Below are 21,537 nucleotides of genomic sequence, written 5' to 3' on the forward strand. Positions count from 1 at the left end.
AAACACCTCCTTCGCAGAACCGTCGCCCCTCGTTCACCCTCGGCCCCGACGATGAACGACATCCGGCCGGAACCCGCCGCCGGTCCCTCCGCTCAGGAAGCCCCATGAGTCGAATCCCGCGCATCGTCGCGCCCTCGTGCCGGTGCGGTCGTCGATGAGCACCTCGACCTCCGACGACCTCACCGACCTGCTCTTCCCCGACGGCGACCCCGAGAAGGGTGCCGACGCCGTCCCCATCGACGGCGATCGACGCGCCGCCCGCGCGATGACCTCTCGTCCGTCGGTCGGCGATGCGGTCTTCCGGACCACCGCGTTCGCCGCCGGGGGGATCACCGTCGCGATCATGCTCGCGGTCGGCTTCTTCCTCACGCTGCGCGGCGGCGATGCGCTGTCGGTCGCGGGGTGGTCGTTCCTGACCACGCAGGAATGGTCGCCCGAGACGCACTCCTTCGGCATCGCGGCCGTGCTCTCGGGAACCGTCACGATCGCGCTCGTCGCGATGTTCTTCTCCGTCCCACTGGCCACGGGCACGGCGCTGCTCATCTCCGAGATCATCCCGCCCCGGCTCCGCTCGCTGCTCATCTCGCTCGTCGACCTGATGGCGGCCGTGCCCAGCGTCGTCTACGGGCTGTGGGGGCTGTTCTTCCTGCAGCAGAACGTCATCCCTGTCGCGCAGTGGATCTCGCACTACTTCGGGTGGATCCCGGTGTTCGCCGTCACCGACCCCGACGGGACGCCGATGACGGATGCCAGCCAGTTCACGTCATCCGCCTTCATCGCCGGCATCGTCGTCGCACTCATGGTCGCGCCCACCCAGACCTCGGTGATGCGCGAGGCCTTCTCGCAGGCGCCCGTCGGCGAACGCGAGGGCGCGCTCGCGTTGGGCTCGACGCGGTGGGGGATGATCCGCACCGTCGTGCTGCCCTTCGGGCGCGGCGGCATGATCGGCGGCACCATGCTCGGACTCGGTCGCGCGCTGGGCGAGACCATCGCCGTCTACCTGATCATCTCGCCGATCTTCACAATCAACTGGCAGGTGCTCAAGACCGGCAGCAACTCGGTCTCGGCCCTGATCGCGCTCCGGTACGGAGAGGCGAGCGAGTTCGGCCTGTCGGCCCTGATGGCCGCAGGTCTCGTCCTCTTCCTGATCACCCTGGCGATCAACTTCACCGCTTCCTCGATCGTGGCGCGGTCGCGGTCGGGCGCCCAGAGCGAAGGCTGACCCGCATGGACGACACCCTCACCGCCCCCGCGTCCGCGATCGACGGCCCCCGCCGCACGTTCCGCCCGGCGCCCGGAGACGAGCCCGTCGGCCCGCGCCGCCGCATGAGCGGAGCGACGGCCGAGGACACCTTCAACCTCACCGGCGCGCTGGGCGCGGCTCTGGCGGTGGCGACCCTCCTGTTCGGATGGTTCACGCCGATGACCGGCGCGGTCGGCTGGGCGGTCGTGACCTACCTGCTGTTCGTGGTCATCTACGCGCTGCTGGTCGCGCTGCGGGCCACGGGCCAAGAAGTCACCGATCGCGTCATGACCGCCCTGCTGTACAGCGCGGCATCCATCCTCATCGCCGCCCTCGTGTTCGTCGTGTGCTTCGCGGTGTTCCGCGGTCTGCCAGCGCTGGTGAACCTCAACTCCTTCGTGCAGACGATGGAGGCGGCGGGCCCGCTCGAGCCGCTGAGCGTCGGCGGTATCGCCCACGCGATCGTGGGAACTCTCATCCAGATCTCGATCGCGCTGGCGATCACGGTGCCCCTCGGGATCGCGACGGCGGTGTTCATGAACGAGATCGGGGGACCGTTCGCCCGGTTCGTGCGGACGATCTCGGATGCCATGACGGCGCTGCCCTCGATCGTCGCGGGACTGTTCGTCTACTCCGCCGTCATCCAGCTCATCACCCACGAGCGTTCGGGTTTCGCGGCATCCCTCGCGATCACCGTGATGATGCTCCCCATCGTGATCCGCGCCTCCGACGTGGTCCTGCGACTCGTGGCCGGCAACCTGCGGGAGGCGGCGTACGCCCTGGGCGCCTCGCGGTGGCGCACCGTGTGGCACGTCGTGCTGCCCACCGCCCGCTCGGGTCTGGTCACCGCGGTGATCCTCGGCACGGCGCGCGGCATCGGCGAGACCTCGCCCGTGCTGCTCACCTCGGGCGTCACCGCCTACATGAACCTGAACCCGTTCTCGGGGCCGATGATCTCGCTGCCGCTGCAGGTGTTCGACTTCGTCAAATCTCCCGAGCCGAACATGATCGCCCGTGGGTTCGGCGCGGCCGCGACCCTCATCCTGCTCGTGCTGCTGCTGTTCTTCGTCGCCCGTGTGATCGGCGGCCGCGGACCCGGTCAGCTCAGCGGCAGGCAGCGTCGCGCGCGGGCCGCCCACTCCCGCGCCGATCTCGAGCGCATCGAGCTCCGCCGCCGTCGGCTCGACGCGCTCGTGACGCCCCCTCTTGCTCCGCACGATTCGACCCCCTCGAAGGACACGCCGTGATCCGCCGCATCCGCTCACTCGTGGCGGCATCCGCCGTCGCCCTCCTCGTCGTCACGGGCCTGGTGTCGTCGTCGGTGCCGTCGGCGCGCGCCGACTCGTGGGCACCGATCTCGGGCACGGGCTCGACCTGGTCGCAGAATGCGCTCGACCAGTGGCGCCGCAACGTCGGCGAGAACTACGGCATGACGGTGAACTACTCGGGGGTCGGCTCATCGGCGGGTCGCCGTGACTTCATCAACGGCACCGTCGACTTCGCGATCAGCGAGATCCCGTTCCAGGCGCACCCCGAAGACAACTCTCAGCCGGAGGTTCCGCGTTCGGGGTACGCCTACATGCCGATCGTCGCCGGTGGTACCGCGTTCATGTACAACCTCAAGATCGGCGGCAAGCGCGTCACGAACCTGCGATTGTCGGGCGCCGTGGTCGCGAAGATCTTCGCCGGCGCGATCACGAAGTGGAACGACCCCGCCATCCAAGCGGACAACCCCGGCCTCGCGATGCCCGACCGGTCGATCGTCCCGATCGTGCGTTCCGACGGGTCGGGCTCGTCGGCGCAGTTCTCGCTGTGGATGTCGAAGCAGCACGGCGACATCTGGACCCACGGCATGACCTCGCAGTTCCCGACCCCGTCCAACGGCAAGGCGCAGAACGGCTCGCTCGGCGTCGCCGGTTACGTCAGCCAGGACTACGGCGAGGGGGCGATCACCTACGTCGAGTACTCGTATGCGGTGAAGTCGGGCTTCCCCGTCGCGAAAGTGCTCAACAGCGCGGGCTACTACATCGAGCCCACGGCGCCGTCGGTGGCCGTCGCGCTGCTGCAGGCACAGATCAACAACGACTCCGGCTCGGCCGACTACCTCACCCAGATCCTCGACGGGGTGTACAACAACGCCGACCCGCGTACGTATCCGCTGTCGAGCTACTCGTATCTGATCGTGCCCACCGAGGTCTCGGGCATCTTCACCGCCGAGAAGGGCCGCACCCTCGGGGGCTTCGCCGAATACGTCCTGTGCGAGGGACAGCAGTCGGCGACGGCGCTGGGATACTCTCCGCTGCCGATGAACCTGGTGATGGCGGGCTCGGAGCAGCTCAAGCGGATCCCCGGGGCGAACGCCAACGGCGTCGACATCAACAAGTGCAACAACCCGACCTTCAAGCCGGGCGACTCGCCGTCGAACAATCAGCTCGCCGTGTCCGCCCCCGCTCCGGCGGAGTGCGACAAGCAGGGGCCGAACCAGTGCACCTCGGGTACGGCGGGCTCCTCCGGCACCGACACGCCGGTCACCGGCTCGGGCTCGGGCGGATCGTCGGCCGAGGCCGGCGGGTCGCAGGGCGCGGCTCCGGCGGCGACGGGAGGCGGCGGCACCGGTGCCGCGGCCACCTCGGCCGACGCCGGCGCCGCCGCAGCCGCATCACCCGCGGGCGATGCCGTCTACGACGCGAGCGGCAATCTGGTCGGCGGCAGCGCCGCCACCGGGGGAGGGGGTGCCGTCGTCGCGGCGGTGTCGTCGCCGTTCACCCTCGCCGACGACGGGTGGAAGGCCCCGCAGTGGCTCATGCTGGCCGCCGCGGTCCTGCTGATCCTCGCGATCGTCGTGCCCCCCGTCACCCTCCGCAGGCTTCGTCCTCCCCGCGCCGGCAAGCGCTGACCGACCGCGCCGCACGCCTCTGCGGAGGCGGTGTCCAGCGCGCGCGAAAACGCCCTGGACCGGGGCTTTGCATTCATCCTCAAGACCGTGTGAATGTTCGATCCCTCGTTGGCGGATCGTTCACGCGGATGTCACAACCCGCCCATAGCTTCATCGCTGTCGCCACCCGAAGGCGACGCTCTCACCAGGAGAATCCCGTGCGCAGTGCTCTACCCGAAGGGCGCGCCGCACGACGCGCGCTGTCCGGCCTGGCCGGCGCCCTCGTCGGCGGCCTCGTCTTCGCCACCCTGACCGTGGGCGGCGTCGTGACCTCCGACGCCGCCCGCGCCGCCGACGCCACCTCGGCAACGGTGACCGCCAAGGGCTACGACGCCGATTGGCAGAACTCACCGTTCCCCGACCTGTCGGTGACGGTGTCGCAGACCAAGGGACTCGTGGCGCAGGGGCTGCAGGTGAGCTGGACCGGCGGCACGGAGTCGACTCCGCCGACTCAGCAGTCGGGCGGGCAGAACTTCCTGCAGATCGCGCAGTGCTGGGGCGATGACCCGAACCATCCGGGCCAGCCCGACCGCAGCACCTGCCAGTACGGCGCCTTCGGCACGCCCGGAGCCACCCGTGACGGCAACCGCGCCGACGGGAGCATCGCCGAGGCGGACCTGTCGAACACGGTGCCCGCGGCGAGCTTCCTCGACCCGGCGTACACCTCGATCCCGTTCCGGTCGGCGACTGGCGAGACGATCGCCTCGGTGAAGGACGGCGTCCGCGTGCCCGGGGTCGACGTCAACACGAACGCCTTCTTCACGCAGTACACCAGCAATGAGGTTCCCTGGGCGGGTACCGGTGCCGACGGCACCGGGAGCACCACCTTCGAAGTGCAGACGGTCACGCAGTCGCGGGGACTCGGTTGCGGGGCGCGCACCAGCGACGATGCGGCCGCCACCAGCGGCGCCGCGTGCTGGCTCGTGGTCATCCCGCGCGGCACGGCCGACACCGGCGAGTCGTCGAACGTCAGCTCCGGGTTGTTCTTCGACAACTGGAAGCATCACCTCGCCGTGAGGCTCGACTTCCGTCCCGTCGGTCTGCGCTGCGCCATCGGGGCGGCCGAGCGTCAGCTGGCCGGCAGCGAGCTCATCTCCCGGGCCGTGTCGTCGTGGCAGCCGTCGCTGTGCGCAGGGGCCAACGGCAACGTCTTCACGCTGCTGACGGGCACCGAGGGTGACGCGGTGACGGCCGCCAACGCCGCGACCGCCGACGCTCCGCTCGCGCTGACGTCGCTCCCGTACAGCGGCCCGGGGGAGGACAAGCTCGTGTACGCCCCGGTCGGCCTCACCTCGGTCACCGTGGCCTTCGCGATCGACCGCTTCCCCCGGCAGGACGGGTCGGTGCCGGCCGACGCGCTCGCCCGCGCCCGGCTTCCGCTGACCGACATGAAGCTCACTCCGCGCCTGATCGCCAAGCTGCTGACCTCGTCGTACCTCGACGCGCTGCCCTATCAGGCGGATCGGGCGCACCTCGGCGAGAACCCGCGCAACCTGCTCTTCGACCCCGACTTCCTCGAGATCAACGACCCGGAATGGTCGTACCAGGCGATCGCGAGCGTCGCCGTGGCCGACATGCTGCTCCCGCAGGGCCGCTCCGATGTGGCCACCGCGCTGTGGAGCTATGTCATGGCGGATGCCGACGCCCGGGCCTTCCTCGAAGGCGAACCCGACGGCTGGGGCATGGTCGTCAACCCCTACGCGTCGACGAACGCGGAGAAGAACCCGACCGGCACGGCCTTCTCGCTTCCGCGCGACAGCTTCCCCAAGCCCGATCCGGTCGAGGTGCCCGCCCAGGAGGGCGGTCCCGCGGCGATCAACTCCGTCACCTGGCGTCCGTACACGAACGACCTCGACGGCGCGGCGTACAACACGCTTCGCGGCGACGGCCTGGTGCTCAGCGCCTGGGATCCGCTCGGCAACCCGCCTCGCTACACCCGCAGCCCGCGCAACCTCCCCGGCGCACAGGCCGTCATGGCCCTGACAGACGGGGCCGCGGCCGACAAATACCAACTGGTGACGGCGTCGCTTCGCAACCCCGCGGGGGCTTTCGTCAGCCCGACCGACGACGCCTTGACCGCAGCCGCGGACGCCATGACGACCGTCGGCACCCAGACGCAGGTGCGCGCGTTCGTGCCGGACTCTCCCGAGGCCCAGCGCGCGACCACGGCCTACCCGCTCGCGATGCCGGTGTACGCCGCGGCGAGTCCTTTCGTCCCGGATGCCGCGGTGCGCACGGTCTACGCCGATTTCATGCGCTACGCCGCCGGGGCGGGCCAGGAGCCGGGCGTGCAGATCGGCCAGCTCCCCGCCGGGTACGCCCCCTTGCCCGACAGCTGGCGGGTGCAGGCGCGTGCCGCTGCGACCGCACTCGAGAACGGCCTCACCCCCTCGACCGCGACGCCCTCACCATCGTCGCCGCCGCCCACGGATGGGACGACGTCGTCGGGGTCGATCGGCGGTGGCAGTGGCGGCGCGGTCTCGTCGGGCTCCGCGGCATCCGGAACCTCCGCCGTGCCCGCCGGCGGGGGAGCCACGGCGGCGGACCCCGCGAACCCCTCCGCCTCCGGCGCGATCGCCGGAGCGCTCGCCGGGGCGAAGACCGCCGCCGACCCCGACTCCGGTGCCCTCCCCGCGGCGCTGCCGATCAGCCTGCTCGCTGCCCTCGTGGCCACGGCCATGTTCCTGCTGATCCCACGACTGCCTCGCAGAACGTGACCCTCGACCTGCCCTTCCCGAAGTTCCCACTCATCACACACAACAGATAGGTCATCAGTGAAGATCAAGAAGATCGCCGCCCTCGGTGCGGCCGTCGGCGTCGTCGTGTCGGGCCTCGCCTTCGCGGCCCCGGCCTCTGCCGAGCCGGTGTCGAACAGCTACGCGATCGTCGGTTCGGACACGCTCCAGGACTCGATGAACGCCCTCGCCAACGGCACGACCGTCTCGGGCGCATCGGTGCGCGTCCTCGCCGGTGGGCAGACCGTCGGCAACTTCGACGCCTTCGGCGCCCCCGCGATCCAGACCAAGCCCGGCGGCGTGTACTTCGCGCGTCCGAACGGCTCGGGCTCGGGCCGCGACGCCCTGCGCGCCTCGGTCAACGGAAACGATTGGGCGGTGACGAACAACACCACGCCCGCCAAGAAGATCACGGGCCAGGTCGACGTCGCGCGCAGCTCCAGCGGCCCCGGCACCAACGCCAACGCCGACGGCCGCCTGCTCTACGTGCCCTACGCCCGTGACGCCGTGGGTTACGCCTACAAGGGCGGCACCTCCGCGTGGGCCAACCTCACCGCCGCGCAGCTCAAGGCCGTCTACGACGGCACCCTCACCTCCATCGACGGCGTCTCGGTCACCCCGCGTCTGCCGCAGACCGGCTCGGGCACCCGCACGTTCTTCCTGAACGCGCTCGGCTACTCCGGCTCCGCCCCCACGGCTCCCGCCGTGAACGACACCGGCAACACCACCCCCGAGAACGACGCAACCGTGCTCGGCGACAACCAGATCATCCCCTTCTCGGTGGCGAACTGGGTCTCGCAGGCCAACAACGTCGCGGGCGTCAACACCATCGCCGCCGCTCCCTCGGTGTCGATGGGCTCGCCCGTCTCCGGCCAGGTGCCCTTCACCGGCACGGCTCCGAACCTCGTCCCCAACTCGGGCATGTACTCCAACACGACCTTCGGTCGCGACACCTACCTGATCGTCGAGCGCGCCAAGGTGCAGTCGTCGTTCACCTACAGCGGCGCCCCGGCCTTCGACGCCGTGCTCGCCGGTCTCGTCGACTCCACCAAGACGACGAGTTTCACGAACTTCAGCACGGCCCCGTTCGCCCCGGGTGCGGTCAAGCGCAAGTTCGGCTTCCTCGCCCCCAGCTCCACCACCCCCATCGCGGCCTACGCCGCCGGTTGATCCCTTCTCCGTGAAAGGCACGACGAACATGATCCGCATCTCCAAGGTGAAGGCCGCTCTCGCGGGCGCCCTCGCCGTCTCGCTCCTCGCCGGGGGCGCCGCCTCGGCCGCTCACGCCGACACCCCCACCACCTCGGCTCCGCCGTCGCTGGAGTCGATGTACCTCTGGAACAGCGACGAGACCCTCCTCACAAAGGACTCGACCATCGGTTGGGGCCAGCAGGTCCTCGGCTACCCGAAGAACACCGACTTCACGAACTACGACACCTACTTCCAGGCTCCGTCGCAGGCCGCTCAGCCGTACGTCTTCCTCTCGCCCCGTGGCAAGGAACTGCAGCCCCTCGAATGGGTGTCGAAGGCCATCAACGGCTTCGCCCCCGGCACCCAGACGGTGCTCACCCCCAACCTGGCCCCGGAGAACACCGCGGGTGTCAACCTCGCTGCGGCGAAGGCGAACGGCGGCGAGTTCTCGCTCGGTCTGGCCTTCACCGACCAGAACGCGGCGGCCGTCTACGGCGTCACGTTCGTGCACATCACCGTCAAGCCCGGCGGTGACTACACCTACGAGCCCACCACGTACCAGACGACCACGCCCCCGCCCGCCGGCGGCGAGTCCACGGACATCGCGGTCTCGGCCGACGTGCAGGAGCCGGCCGGCTCGCTCACCTTCACCGTGCCCACCACCTCGGTCGCGCTGGCCACGGCGATCAACACCACCACGCAGCAGTCCGAGTCCACCGGTTCGATCACCGGCATCAACGTGATCGACTCGCGCAGCACGGCCAACCGCAAGGGCTGGGACATGACCCAGAGCGTCGCCGACTTCGTCTCCGGCGCCAACACCATCGACAAGAAGAACCTCGGCGTCACGGTCACCAAGACCGGCGGTTCCGCCGCCGCCACGGCCGGCCTCGCGCAGGCCGCTGGTTCCGCGGTCTACCCGAGCCCCTTCGCAACGTCCGCCGTGGGTGTGTCGACGGAGCCCACCACCGAGCTGAAGGCCGACCTGAAGCTCGTCGCCCCCGCCGGCACCCCCGCCGGCACCTACACCTCGAAGATGACGCTCACGCTCGTCTCGAAGTGACCCCGGGAGGGGCGGTGCCACAGGCGCCGCCCCTCCTCTCCGACCGAGCTCGTTCAGCCCTCGTTTATGACGCCGCCCTGCGGCCGTAAGCCCATTTTGCGGAGATAGACCGTGCAGATCATCCGAACCGCGGTGCGCCCGAACGCCCGCCTTCTCGCAGCGACGGCGGCCGTTCTGGCCGGTGCGTTCGCTTTCGGCGCGACGCTCACCGCCGCGCCCGCCTTCGCCGACGAGGCGGCCCCCGTCGACGAGATCGGCATCTCCGCTCAGCCCGTCAGCGACGACGGCCCGTTGCGGACGCGCTTCGACTACAGCATCGCCCTCGGCCAGTCGCTCGAAGACGCGTACAGCGTCACCAACCGCAGCACCGGCGCGCAGACGTTCTCGGTCTACGCCACCGATGCCTACAACACCGACGACGGGGCGTTCGGCCTCCTCGAGAGCGGGGTCGCCCCCACCGATGCCGGGGGATGGATCAGCTTCAGCGGGGCGCCTTCGGTGCAGGTGACCCTGCAGCCCGACGAGACCACCACGATCCCCTTCACCGTGCGCGCGCCCGACGACGCCACCCCGGGCGATCACGCGGGCGGGCTCGTGGCATCCGTGCAATCTCCCGACGGGCAGGTGCTCGTCGACCGCCGCCTCGGCACGCGCGTGTACGTGCGCGTCGCGGGCGACCTGCAGCCGGGGCTCTCGATCGCGGGGATCTCGTCGTCGTACACCCCGAGCCTGAACCCGTTCGCGGGCGAGACGACCGTGACCTTCACCGTGCGCAACGCCGGCAACGTCGCTCTCTCCGGCCAGCTCAAGAGCGAGGTGCGTGGGCTCTTCGGCATCGGTCTGTCGACGCCGCTCGAGCAGGAGGTGTCGGAGATGCTGCCCGGCAGCACCCGCACCGTGACCACGACGATCGCCGGCGTCGGCCAGTGGGTCTACCTCAACCCGGTCGTCACGGTCTATCCGCGCGTCGATGAGACGGCGCCCAACCCGGGCCCGCTCACGAGCGTGTCGCGTGACACCGTGCTGTTCGTGGTGCCGTGGATGGCGCTGGGGCTGATCGCCCTCGTCCTGCTCGTCTGGGGCGGCGTCCGCTTCGCGCGCCGCCGCGACGACGCGCGCGCCAAGGAATGGATGGAGTACACCGAGGCCGTCGCACGGCGGAAGGCGGATGCCGAGCGCGAGCCCGAGTTCGCCGAGTCGGGCGCGTGAGGGTCGTGCGTCCTCGTGCGGGCGACGCGCGCCGGATGCTGGCTGCGGCCCTGCTGACGATGGCGCTGACCGTCGCCCCGGTCGCGGCGGCCCAGGCCGCCTCCCCGGCCCCGGTGCAGTGCCCCTCGCCGTCGCCGTCCGCCCCTGCGGCGAGCCCCGCGCCGAGCGGGGGAATGGGGATCACCGCCCTGGTGTGCGGGCCGAGCTCCTCCGCGGGCACGGGTTCCTCCGCGGGCGGCGGAATCACCGGCGGCAGTGGCTCCAGCGGGGCCGGGGGCTTCGGCACGTCCAGCGGAGCGGGACTCGGCACCGGGGGAGCAGGTGGGTCGTCGTCGGTGCAGTCGTCGACCCCGACCCCCGCGACGCTCGTCGACGCCGTCGACCTCGGCGGCATCCTGGCGATCAGTGGTCTGTCCACCGGCAGTACGCCTTCGATCAACCCGTTCGACGGGCGCGTGCAGATGTGGATCACGGTGCGCAACACCTCGAAGTCGTCGATCGATCTGACCGCGGATTTCTGGATGGAGAACGCGCTCGGCCTGCGTCTCGCGAACGTCGACGGGGTCGCTCTGTCGGGCGTGAAGCCGGGGGAGACGAGGACCCTCAGCGCCGAACTCACCGGTGCCGGGCAGTGGACGGTGCTGACCGCGCACGTCCGAGTCAACCCGCCCGCGCAGGTGGACGGCACCGAACTCGCGCCCCTCACCCGCGATGCCACCGTCTTCGTCGTGCCGTGGCTGATCCTCCTGCTCGCGGGAGCGGGAGCGGCGGCCGTGGTGGTCGTGATGATCGTGCGTCGAGCGACGCTCGCGGCGGTGCCTCAGGCGGTGAGCGCGTGACCGTCACGGAGGATCCCCCCGCCGCGGCGCCGTCGCGAGCCCGACGAGCGTCCTCGGCGCCGCGTCCGCCGCGTCGTCCGCCCCGGGTCACGCAGCCGGCACCGCCCTTGACGGCGACCGAGAGCATCGCGCGTGCGGTCGTCGCGATGGCCGCGATCCTGACGGTGATGTTCGTGCTGAACGTCACCGCCTTCAGTCACGTGCAGCACCTGGTGTCGCAGCAGCGCCTCGGAGACGAGTTCCGCGCGCAGCTGCTCGCGGGCACGGCGCCGGTGAGCGAGTACACCTTCGACGACGACCTGGTCGCCGACGGGGCGCCGGTGGGCATCATGGAGATCCCGAGCCTGGGACTGCACGAGGTGATCGTCGAGGGGTCGTCGTCGGTCGAGACCGCCCAGGGCATCGGTCATCAGCGTGACACCATCCTGCCCGGACAGGCGGGGGTCAGCACGCTGATGGCGCGCAACGGTGCCTTCGGCGGCCCGTTCTCGGGCATCCAGAGCCTCAGCCCGGGGGATGCCATCACGGTGCGCACCGGCCAGGGGCTCCAGGAGTTCTCCGTGGTCGGCGTGCGGTACGCGGGCGACCCGACCCTGCCCAACCTCAAGGCGGGGGAGAGCCGCCTCGTGCTCATGACCTCGCGCGGCGCACCCTACGTGCCGTCGGGGGTGGCCTACGTCGACGCGCGTCTGGTCGGCACGGCGCAGCCGCGCGGCGCGCGCGTCACCGCGACCGCCGCCCTGCCGCCCGAGCAACGCCCCTTGGCGACCGACACCACGACCGTGTGGGCGCTCGTGTTCGCCGTGCAGTTCCTCATCGCGGCCGAGCTCGCGGCCGTCTGGGCCTTCCGACGGTTCGGTGCCCAACGAACCTGGATCGTCTTCGTGCCCGTGCTCCTGCTGGCCGGCTTCCTCGTGACCCAGCAGATCACCCTCCTCCTTCCCAACCTCCTCTGACCCTCGAGAGGCCCGCATGTCCGACGACATCACCCGCGTCATCCCGGCGCACGGCGCAGCGACGCCGTCTGCACCCGCAGCGCCCGTCCACGACGACATCACCACCGTGGTCCCTCCCGCCGGCGACGTCCGCCGTCGCGACCGCGCTTCGTTGACCTTCGCGCCGATCGAGGGGGTCCCGTCGGTCAGCATCGCCCCCGCTCCGGCCCGGGTGTTCTCCTCGCCCGCTCTGCTCGCCACCCTCGAGGCGCGGGGGATCACGGCCTGGTTCGGCGACCATCAGGTCCTCGACCGCGTGTCGCTCACCATGCCCGCCGGCCAGGTCACGGCGCTGATCGGCCCCTCCGGCTGCGGCAAGTCGACCTTCCTGCGCATTCTGAACCGCATGCACGAGCTCGTACCCTCCGCCTCGCTCGCCGGCGAGGTGCTTCTCGACGGCGACGACATCTACGAGCAGACCCGTCGCCTCACCGACGCCCGCAAAGACATCGGCATGGTCTTCCAGAAGCCCAACCCCTTCCCTGCGATGTCGATCTACGACAACGTCGTGGCCGGGCTGAAGCTGACGGGCGTGCGCGCGAGCCGTGACGAGAAGGACCACCTCGTGGAGCGCTCGCTCACCTCGGCCGGGCTGTGGAAAGAGGTCAAAGACCGCCTCCGCGCCCCCGGCGGCGGATTGTCGGGCGGCCAGCAGCAGCGCCTGTGCATCGCCCGCTCGCTCGCCATCAAGCCGAAGGTGCTGCTCATGGACGAGCCCTGCTCGGCGCTGGATCCCACCTCGACCCGCGTGATCGAAGAGACCATGGGCGAGCTGCAGAAAGAGGTGACGATCGTGATCGTCACGCACAACATGCAGCAGGCGCAGCGCGTCTCGCAGCAGTGCGCCTTCTTCCTGGCATCCCAGGGTCAGCCCGGCCACATCGTCGAGCACGGCGACACCCGGGCGATGTTCGAGGCCCCGGCCGATCCCCGCACCTACGACTACGTCAACGGACGCTTCGGATGACCCTCTCCGACGAGCAGACCATCGTGCTCCCCGCGGCCCCGGAGCCGGCGGACGAGGGGGCGGATGCCGAGCGCCCGTCACCCGCGGGTCTGGTCGTCGTGCTCCTCGTCGTCCTGCTCGCCCTGGTCGCGGCGGCGTTCTGGACCGCCGACGGGATCGTCCGAGCGCAGGTCGAGCACACCGTGGCCGAGAAGTGGCGCGCGGCCTTCGGAGTTCCCGACAGCCAGCGCCTCGACGTCGAGGTGGCGGGACCCGTCGTTCCCCAGGCTCTCTTCGGGCGTCTCGACAGCGTCACGGTCACCGCGGCGAACATGGCGGTCGGCCCCACGACCGTCGAACTCACGACGGCCTTCGGCGGTGTTCAGCTGGCTGACGAGAAGCTGACCACCGAGACCGCCTCCGGCGAGATGCGGCTGGGTGCCGCCCAGGCGACGGCGCTGATTCTGCCCGCGGAATCAGCGCGGGCCGCGCAGGTGGGGTTCCGCGGAACGGACATGACCCTCGACGTCGTGGTGACGTCCGCAGGCAGGCGGGTACCCGTCAGCGTCGCGCTCTCCCCTCGACTCGAAGCGGGCGCGCTGCAGGTGGCTCCGGTGTCAGTGACGGCAGGCGGGAACACCGTCTCGGTCGCCGATCTGGCGACCACCGTGGGCACCCAGGGCGCGTCCGCGGTCCAGCCGCCCGCCGTGTGCCTCGCATCCCTCTTCCCGCGATCCGTGACCGTGAGGTCGGTCGAGGTCCGCGATCACCATCTGACCGTGGGCTTCGACGTCGACATGCCCTTGTCGCACTCGATCGCCGCGCAGCCGCCCGGCGCCTGCTCCTGAACGCCACGGCGCCGGCACCCGAAGATCGGCGCCCGACTACCGCCGCACGCGCGCCCGTACCCGCGTCACGCTGGTCAGCGTCGCGCGCACCGGCTGGCCGAGGTAGATGCCGAGCGAGGCGCCGACGGCCAGCGCGATGCCGATGGTCGCCGCTCCCGCGAGGGTGGTGACGCCGGTCATGAGCACGGCGGGGTCGTCGCCCGACTCGACGACGCCGAGCAGTCCGCGGAAGACCGCGGCACCGGGCACGAGCGGCAGGATCGCCGCGGTCGTGATCGCGACTGACGGCACGTGCAGGCGGTAGGCGACGACGATGCCGGCGAAGCTGCCGACGAAGGCGCCCACTCCGCTCGCGGCCGCGACCTCGAAGCCGACTCCGGTCGCTGCGACGTAGCCTGCCCAGGCGACCAGGCTCAGCGCCGCGCTGACCACGACGATGCGTGCGCCGGCGCCGTTGTACACCGCCACCGCGACGGCGATCACGGCGGCGCCCACGAACTGCAGGGCGACGGGTCCGAGGGGCAGCGCCGTCGACGGCGGCGACATGCCGAGCCCGATCACGCGCACGGTCTCGAGGCCGGCGAGGATTCCGAGCACCACGCCGAGCGTCTGCGTCGTCAGTTCGAGGATGCGGCCCGTGGCGGTGAGGGCGAAGCCGTCGATCGCGTCTTGGGCCGCGCCGACGACGGTGAGTCCCGCGAGCATCAGCACGATCCCGGATGCCACGATCACCGACGGTCTGATCGCCGCGGCCGCGTCGAGGCCCGTGTAGCGCAGCAGGGGAGAGAGGGCCGCGACGACGGTGAGCACGAAGCCGCCGGCGATCTGGGCGAAGAAGTAGGGGACGCGGGCCCGGGCCATGATGTGCTGCGTGGTCGCCGCGAGCGCCGCGGCGATGAACGACAGCACGAGGGCGAGCCAGTTCGCGCCGAACATGATGGCGACCCCGGCCGCGAGCGAGGCCTGCGACACGATGACGATCGCGGGGCGGTAGCGGAACGGCAGGCGCCGGATGGCGCGGCAGCGCGAGATGGCGTCGTCGAGGGCCAGGCCGTTCGCGATCTCCTCGACGAGGGCCTGCAGGCGCTGCAGCTTCGCGTGATCGGGTACCGAGCCGCGCACCACGCGCAGCAGCGTCGTCGGATGCGTCGCCCCGGGGCGACTGTGCGCGATCGTGATGGAGTTGTACGTCACGTCGACGTGCACGGGGTCGAGCCCGTACGCCCCGCACACGCGCACGATCGTGAGCGTGACCTCGTTGGCGGGCGCGCCGACGACGAGCATCGTCTCGCCGACGCGGATCGCGAGGTCGAGGATGCGCGTCGACAGCGCCTCGTCGATGACGGGCAGCAGGGTCGTGTCGGGCGACGATGACGCGTCGTCGGTGTGCACGAGGCGGCGCAGCGATGACAGCCAGTGGCCGGGGGTGAGCGGCATCCGATCGCTCCAGGGGGGAGGGGGTGGAACCCGTCGATCCTATCCGCGGGCGGCTGGGCGCTTGCATGACAGCACGTGCATGACGGGGGCGGTATGCGCGCGGCTTTAGGATGATCCTCGGGCGCGGCACCAGCGCCGGCGTCGTGGCATCCCGACGCACGACCCCTCCGGGAGTTCTCCTCATGGCTCTGATCGTCCAGAAGTACGGCGGCTCGTCCGTCGCCGACGCCGAGAGCATCAAGCGGGTCGCCAAGCGCATCGTCGACACGCGTCGCGCCGGCCACGAGGTCGTCGTCGCCGTCAGCGCCATGGGCGACACCACCGACGAGCTCCTCGACCTCGCCGGTCAGGTCGCGCCGATCCCCGCGCCGCGCGAGCTCGACATGCTGCTGTCCAGCGGAGAGCGCATCTCGATGGCCCTGCTGGCCATGGCCATCCACTCGATGGGCTTCGAGGCGCGCTCGTTCACCGGCAGCCAGGCGGGCATGATCACGGATGCCACGCACGGCGCGGCCCGCATCGTCGACGTCACGCCCATCCGACTCCGCGAGGCGCTCGACGAGGGCGCGATCGTCATCGTCGCCGGCTTCCAGGGCTTCAACCGCGACACCCGCGACATCACCACGCTCGGCCGCGGCGGATCCGACACGACCGCCGTCGCGCTCGCCGCGGCGCTGAAGGCCGACGTCTGCGAGATCTACAGCGACGTCGACGGCATCTTCACCGCCGACCCGCGCGTCGTGCCCCTCGCGCGCAAGCTCGACCGCGTCGGCAGCGAAGAGATGCTCGAGCTCGCCGCCAACGGTGCGAAGGTCCTTTACATCCGCGCGGTCGAGTACGCGCGGCGCCACGGCGTGCTGATCCACGCCCGGTCCACGTTCAGCCCGAACGAGGGCACCTGGGTGCTCGACCCGTCGAAGAAGTCCCCGCTCGTCCCCGAGGGAGCCACCATGGAAGAGCCCATCGTCGCCGGCGTCGCCACCGACCTCAGCCAGGCCAAGATCACCGTCATCGGTGTGCCCGACGTGCCCGGCAAGGCCGCCGACATCTTCAAGATCGTCGCCAAGTCCGGTGCCAACGTCGACATGATCGTGCAGAACGTCTCGGCGGCGGCGACCGGTCGCACCGACATCTCGTTCACGCTGCCCAAGACCGACGCCTCCGTCGCGCTGAAGGCGCTCGCCGGCGAGCAGTCCGAGGTCGGGTTCCAGAGCCTGGTGCACGACGATCAGATCGGCAAGCTCTCGGTCGTCGGCGCCGGCATGCGCACGCACTCGGGCGTCTCGGCGACGCTGTTCGAGGCGCTGAGCCTGGCCGGCGTCAACATCGAGATGATCTCGACCTCCGAGATCCGCATCTCGGTCGTGGTGCGCGGCGTCGACCTCGCCGAGGCCGCACGTCTCGTGCACACCGCGTACGGTCTCGACGGCGACGCCGAGGCCACGGTCCACGCCGGCACCGGTCGCTGACTTCGTCCTCGCCTGCCGGGGTCCGACTTCTGCCCGGGGCCCACTCGACGCCGCACCGTCGCGCGGGTCGTCCACGGCGCGGACACGGCGCAGGAGTTCCCTTGCCGAGGCCGCGCGCGACAGCGGATCCCCGTCGATCTGCGGCGGGGGAGTGACAGTTGTCCTGCATTGTGTCGCCCCGGTCGTCGCCGGCGCACCGCTCGCGCTACCCTGACCCGAACGCCGTGCTCGCGGCCTCCACCACCCGAACCCCAGAGGTACCTCGCATGACCCGCATCTCCGATTCCGGAATCTCCCTCGCCGTCGTCGGCGCCACCGGCCAGGTCGGCACCGTCATGCTCGAGATCCTCGCCGAGCGCTCGTTCCCGATCCGCGAGCTGCGGCTGTTCGCCACCGCTCGCTCCGCCGGCACCTCGATCGACTTCGGCGGTCACTCCGTCGTCGTCGAAGACGTCGCCACGGCCGATCCCGCGGGGGTGGAGGTCGCCCTCTTCTCCGCCGGCGCCACCGGTTCGCGGGCCCACGCGCCGCGCTTCGCCGAGGCGGGCGCGCTCGTCATCGACAACTCCAGCGCCTGGCGCATGGACCCCGAGGTCCCGCTGGTCGTCAGCGAGGTCAACCCGCACGCGATCGACGAGGCCGTCAAGGGCATCGTCGCCAACCCCAACTGCACGACCATGGCCGCCATGCCGGTGCTGAAGGTCCTCGACACCGAGGCGGGCCTCGAGCGCCTCATCGTCAGCACCTACCAGGCTGTCTCGGGCTCCGGCCTCGCCGGCGCCCAGGAGCTCCTGGGTCAGGTCGAGGGAGTGCTCGCCCAGGGCGGCGTCGAGCGACTCGTGCGCGACGGTTCGGCCCTCGACTTCCCCGCGCCCGAGAAGTACGTCGCCCCGATCGCGTTCGACGTCATCCCCTTCGCGGGCAACCTGGTCGACGACGGCCTCAACGAGACCGACGAAGAGAAGAAGCTGCGCAACGAGAGCCGCAAGATCCTCGAGCTGCCCGACCTGCGCGTCGCCGGCACCTGCGTGCGCGTCCCCGTCTTCACGGGCCACTCGCTCAGCATCAACGCCGAGTTCGCGCGCGACCTCTCGCCCGAGCGCGCGCGCGAGCTGCTCGCCGACGCCCCCGGCGTGCGCCTCGAAGAGGTGCCCACCCCGCTCCAGGCCGCGGGCACCGACCCCAGCTACGTCGGTCGCATCCGCGCCGACCAGTCCGCACCCGAGGGCAAGGGCCTCGTGCTGTTCATCAGCAACGACAACCTGCGCAAGGGCGCGGCGCTGAACGCGGTGCAGATCGCCGAGCTCGTCGCCCAGAAGCGCCTCGCGACCGCCTGAGGACACGGCATCCGGATGCCGGGTGTCAGGTGTCTCGACATCGAACCGACCGATCTCTCGATGTCGAGACACCTCACGGCCCGCACCTAGAATCGACGGGTGACTGAAAACGTCGATGTTCTCCTCATCGGTGGCGGCATCATGTCCGCCACTCTCGGCACGCTGCTCAAAGACCTCCAGCCCGATCTGAAGATCGCGGTCCTGGAGCGCCTCAGCGACGTCGCGCAGGAGAGCTCCAACGCCTGGAACAACGCCGGCACGGGCCACGCGGCGCTGTGCGAGCTCAACTACATGCCCGACAGCAAAGACGGAGCGCTCGACCCGTCGAAGGCCGTCGCCATCAACGAGCAGTTCCAGCAGAGCCGTCAGCTGTGGTCGACGCTCGTCGCCGAGGGCGTGCTCGACGAGCCGTCGACGTTCATCAACGCGACCCCGCACATGACGTTCGTGCGCGGTGAGAAAGACGTGGCGTACCTGCGACGCCGTTACGAGGTGCTCAAGCAGCAGCCGCTGTTCGCCGGCATCGAATACAGCGAGGACTCCCGCGTCATCAACCAGTGGGCTCCGCTGCTGATGCAGAAGCGTCGCAAGGGTGAGCCCTTCGCCGCCACCCGCGTGCCCGCCGGCACCGACGTCGACTTCGGCTCGCTCACGCGTCAGCTCTTCGCGAATCTGAGCGAGAAGGGCGTCGAGGTCGCCACCAACCACGACGTGAAGAAGCTGAAGAAGAAGAAGGACGGCACCTGGGAGGTTTCGTACCGCCACGTCATCGGCGGCACCCCGGGCTCCATCAACGCGAAGTTCGTCTTCGTGGGTGCGGGCGGATGGGCGTTGAAGCTCCTCCAGCGCTCGGGCATCCCCGAGATCAAGGGCTACGGCGTCTTCCCGATCGGCGGCCAGTGGCTGAAGACCTCGAACCCCGACATCGTCTCGAAGCACCGCGCCAAGGTCTACTCGCAGGCCTCGGTGGGCGCGCCTCCGATGTCGGTGCCGCACCTCGACACGCGCGTCGTCGACGGAGAGTCGGCTCTGCTGTTCGGACCGTTCGCGACGTTCAGCCCGAAGTTCCTCAAGAACGGCTCGATGCTCGACATCGTCACGCAGGTGCGTCCGCACAACATCGGACCCATGCTCAAGGTCGCCGTCGACAACCCGGGTCTGATCAAGTACCTCGTGAGCGAGCTGCTCAAGACGCACGCGAAGAAGGTCGACAGCCTCCGCGAGTTCATGCCCACCGCGAAGGACGACGACTGGGAGCTGCTCGACGCCGGTCAGCGCGCCCAGGTGATGAAGCGCGACAAGGACAAGGGTGGCGTCCTGCAGTTCGGCACCGAGGTCGTCACCTCGGCCGACCACTCCATCGCGGGTCTCCTCGGCGCCTCGCCGGGCGCCTCGACGGCCGTGTCGATCATGCTCGGGCTGATCAAGACGTGCTTCCCCGAGCGCATGGCCGAGTGGGAGCCGCGCCTGCGCGAGCTCATCCCCAGCTACGGGGAGTCGCTGAACACGCGGCCCGACGTCGCCCGTCGAGAGCTGGACGCCACGGCGCAGGCCCTCTCGATCAACCCCTGAGGCGCTCGTGGCGAAGCTGTACTTCCGCTACGGGGCGATGAACTCCGGCAAGTCGACGGCCCTGCTGCAGGCGGCGTACAACTACGAGGAGCGCGGGCAGCGCGTGCTGCTGGCCAAGCCCGAGATCGACACCAAGGGCGCCGACCAGATCGACAGCCGACTCGGTGTGAAGCGCGCGGTCGACTTCCTCGTGGCGCCCGCCGACGACCTGCGCGAGGTGTTCCACGCCGCGGCGGGACACGCCCCGGTGGCGTGCCTGCTCGTCGACGAGGCGCAGTTCTTCACCCCGGCGCAGGTCGACGACCTGCTGCGCATCGCGGTGCTCGACGGCATCCCCGTGCTCGCGTACGGCATCCGCACCGATTTCCGCACCGAGGCCTTCCCGGGATCGGCCCGTTTGATGGAGATCGCCCACAGCCTCGAAGAGCTCAAGACCATCTGCCGCTGCGGCCGCAAGGCGATCTTCAACGCGCGTCTCGTCGGCGGCCGGTTCGTCTTCGACGGCGACCAGGTCGCGATCGACGAGGGCCAGATCGCAGGCGAGGTCACCTACGAGTCGATGTGCGCAGCGTGCTACCTGCGCGAGTCCGGCGGGCGGCTCGACGGCCGCTGAGAGCCGCCGCGGGCACGTGCGCGACGATCGACGTCGGCGTCGACCGATAGCCTGGAGGCATGCGCGTACTCCTGGCCGGCGGTGCCGGTTACATCGGAACCCACACGGCCGTCGCCCTGCTCGAAGCCGGCCACGACGTCGTCCTGCTCGACGACCTGTCGGGCACGCACGCCGTCGCCGCCGAGCGGGTCGAGAAGATCACGGGCAAGCCCGCGCCGCTGATCGTCGGCGACGCCGCCGACGAAGCAGTCGTCGCCTCGGCGTTCGACGAGCACGGACCGATCGACGCCGTCATCCACCTCGCCGCGTTCAAGGCGGTGGGCGAATCGACGCAGAAGCCCCTCGAGTACTACTCCAACAACCTCGACACCACGTTCGCGCTGCTGCGGGTCGGTATCGCCCGCGGCATCCGGAGCTTCGTCTTCTCGAGCACCGGCACGGTGTACTCCGACCCGGCCGACCTGCCCTTCACCGAGGAGTCGACCACGAGCGTCGACCTCTCCAACGCCTACAGCAAGTCGAAGCGCATGAACGAAGTCGTGCTCGCCGACGTCGCGCGCGTGAACCCCAATCTCAACGTGACGGTGCTGCGTTACTTCAACCCGGTCGGCGCGCACCCCTCGGGCCTCATCGGCGAAGACCCCGCCGGCATCCCCAACAACCTCATGCCGTACGTCTCGCGCGTGGCGATCGGCTCGCTCGATGAGATCGGCGTCTTCGGCTCCGACTACGACACCCCCGACGGCACGGGTCTGCGCGACTACATCCACGTCGTCGACCTCGCCGAGGGTCACGTCGCGGCTCTCGAGCAGGCGCAGCCGGGTCACGCGGTGTTCAACCTGGGCACCGGTCGTCCGGTCAGCGTGCTCGAGCTCATCGCCTCGTTCGAGAAGGCCGTCGGTCACGAACTTCCGAAGAAGATCCTCGACCGCCGCCCGGGGGATGTCGCCGCGACCTACTGCGACCCCACGAAGGCCGGGGAGGTGCTCGGTTGGCGCACGCGACTCGAGATCGACGATGCGTGCCGCGATTACTGGAACTGGCAGACGACGAACCCCGAGGGGTACCGCACGACCGCCGACGCCTGAACCCCCTGTCGCCGCGC

At 70.3% G+C, this 21,537-nt stretch carries 17 protein-coding genes; 16 read left to right on the forward strand and 1 reads right to left on the reverse strand.

Going from position 1 to position 21,537, the window contains the following annotated elements:
* The first annotated feature begins 154 nt into the window (after nucleotides 1-154).
* The 11 genes from pstC to M3667_RS13915 all read left to right on the forward strand — a co-directional run bounded on the left by pstC (nucleotide 155) and on the right by M3667_RS13915 (nucleotide 14,004).
* Nucleotides 155-1,222: a phosphate ABC transporter permease subunit PstC gene (gene pstC, locus M3667_RS13865; protein WP_251508819.1), complete on the forward strand. Its 1,068-nt coding sequence runs from the start codon at nucleotides 155-157 to the stop codon at nucleotides 1,220-1,222.
* A gap of 5 nt (nucleotides 1,223-1,227) precedes the next feature.
* Nucleotides 1,228-2,490, forward strand: coding sequence for a phosphate ABC transporter permease PstA (gene pstA / locus M3667_RS13870; RefSeq protein WP_251508820.1), 1,263 nt, complete (start codon nucleotides 1,228-1,230; stop codon nucleotides 2,488-2,490).
* Nucleotides 2,487-4,139, forward strand: coding sequence for a phosphate ABC transporter substrate-binding protein PstS (gene pstS, locus M3667_RS13875; protein ID WP_251508821.1), 1,653 nt, complete (start codon nucleotides 2,487-2,489; stop codon nucleotides 4,137-4,139). The genes pstA and pstS overlap by 4 nt, the downstream gene beginning before the upstream one ends.
* Nucleotides 4,140-4,336: 197 nt before the next feature.
* On the forward strand, nucleotides 4,337-6,895 hold the full coding sequence (locus M3667_RS13880; RefSeq protein ID WP_251508822.1) for a hypothetical protein: 2,559 nt from the start codon (nucleotides 4,337-4,339) through the stop codon (nucleotides 6,893-6,895).
* Between the two features lie 57 nt (nucleotides 6,896-6,952).
* On the forward strand, nucleotides 6,953-8,083 hold the full coding sequence (locus tag M3667_RS13885) for a hypothetical protein (RefSeq protein WP_251508823.1): 1,131 nt from the start codon (nucleotides 6,953-6,955) through the stop codon (nucleotides 8,081-8,083).
* A gap of 28 nt (nucleotides 8,084-8,111) precedes the next feature.
* A complete protein-coding gene (locus M3667_RS13890; RefSeq protein ID WP_251508824.1) occupies nucleotides 8,112-9,167 on the forward strand; it encodes a hypothetical protein in 1,056 nt (351 codons plus the stop codon).
* Nucleotides 9,168-9,278: 111 nt separating this feature from the next.
* Nucleotides 9,279-10,376, forward strand: coding sequence for a DUF916 domain-containing protein (locus tag M3667_RS13895; RefSeq protein ID WP_251508825.1), 1,098 nt, complete (start codon nucleotides 9,279-9,281; stop codon nucleotides 10,374-10,376).
* A 35-nt stretch (nucleotides 10,377-10,411) separates the two neighbouring features.
* Nucleotides 10,412-11,215: a hypothetical protein gene (locus tag M3667_RS13900; protein WP_251508826.1), complete on the forward strand. Its 804-nt coding sequence runs from the start codon at nucleotides 10,412-10,414 to the stop codon at nucleotides 11,213-11,215.
* A 107-nt stretch (nucleotides 11,216-11,322) separates the two neighbouring features.
* Nucleotides 11,323-12,171 carry a sortase gene (locus M3667_RS13905; protein WP_251508827.1) on the forward strand — a complete coding sequence of 283 codons (849 nt, stop codon included), beginning with the start codon at nucleotides 11,323-11,325 and terminating at the stop codon, nucleotides 12,169-12,171.
* 229 nt (nucleotides 12,172-12,400) lie between these two features.
* Complete coding sequence (locus tag M3667_RS13910; RefSeq protein WP_251508981.1) at nucleotides 12,401-13,177, forward strand: phosphate ABC transporter ATP-binding protein; 777 nt, start codon at nucleotides 12,401-12,403, stop codon at nucleotides 13,175-13,177.
* A complete protein-coding gene (locus tag M3667_RS13915; protein WP_251508828.1) occupies nucleotides 13,174-14,004 on the forward strand; it encodes a DUF2993 domain-containing protein in 831 nt (276 codons plus the stop codon). Before M3667_RS13910 ends, M3667_RS13915 begins: the two co-directional genes overlap by 4 nt.
* A 36-nt stretch (nucleotides 14,005-14,040) precedes the next feature.
* Here M3667_RS13915 and M3667_RS13920 read toward each other — a convergent pair whose 3' ends face one another.
* On the reverse strand, nucleotides 14,041-15,441 hold the full coding sequence (locus M3667_RS13920; RefSeq protein ID WP_251508829.1) for a threonine/serine exporter ThrE family protein: 1,401 nt from the start codon (nucleotides 15,439-15,441) through the stop codon (nucleotides 14,041-14,043).
* A 182-nt stretch (nucleotides 15,442-15,623) separates the two neighbouring features.
* Between M3667_RS13920 and M3667_RS13925 the strand changes: the two genes are divergently transcribed.
* The 5 genes from M3667_RS13925 to galE all read left to right on the forward strand — a co-directional run bounded on the left by M3667_RS13925 (nucleotide 15,624) and on the right by galE (nucleotide 21,520).
* Nucleotides 15,624-16,910 carry an aspartate kinase gene (locus M3667_RS13925; RefSeq protein WP_251508984.1) on the forward strand — a complete coding sequence of 429 codons (1,287 nt, stop codon included), beginning with the start codon at nucleotides 15,624-15,626 and terminating at the stop codon, nucleotides 16,908-16,910.
* A gap of 266 nt (nucleotides 16,911-17,176) precedes the next feature.
* Nucleotides 17,177-18,247: an aspartate-semialdehyde dehydrogenase gene (locus M3667_RS13930; RefSeq protein WP_251508830.1), complete on the forward strand. Its 1,071-nt coding sequence runs from the start codon at nucleotides 17,177-17,179 to the stop codon at nucleotides 18,245-18,247.
* A 141-nt stretch (nucleotides 18,248-18,388) separates the two neighbouring features.
* Nucleotides 18,389-19,819, forward strand: coding sequence for a malate dehydrogenase (quinone) (mqo, locus tag M3667_RS13935; protein WP_308196472.1), 1,431 nt, complete (start codon nucleotides 18,389-18,391; stop codon nucleotides 19,817-19,819).
* A 7-nt stretch (nucleotides 19,820-19,826) separates the two neighbouring features.
* Nucleotides 19,827-20,432 carry a thymidine kinase gene (locus M3667_RS13940; RefSeq protein WP_251508831.1) on the forward strand — a complete coding sequence of 202 codons (606 nt, stop codon included), beginning with the start codon at nucleotides 19,827-19,829 and terminating at the stop codon, nucleotides 20,430-20,432.
* A 59-nt stretch (nucleotides 20,433-20,491) separates the two neighbouring features.
* A complete protein-coding gene (gene galE / locus M3667_RS13945) occupies nucleotides 20,492-21,520 on the forward strand; it encodes a UDP-glucose 4-epimerase GalE (RefSeq protein ID WP_251508832.1) in 1,029 nt (342 codons plus the stop codon).
* The last annotated feature ends 17 nt before the right edge of the window (nucleotides 21,521-21,537 follow it).

It is taken from the genome of Microbacterium sp. P26 (assembly GCF_023712585.1).
Classification (GTDB): Bacteria; Actinomycetota; Actinomycetes; order Actinomycetales; family Microbacteriaceae; genus Microbacterium; species Microbacterium algihabitans_A.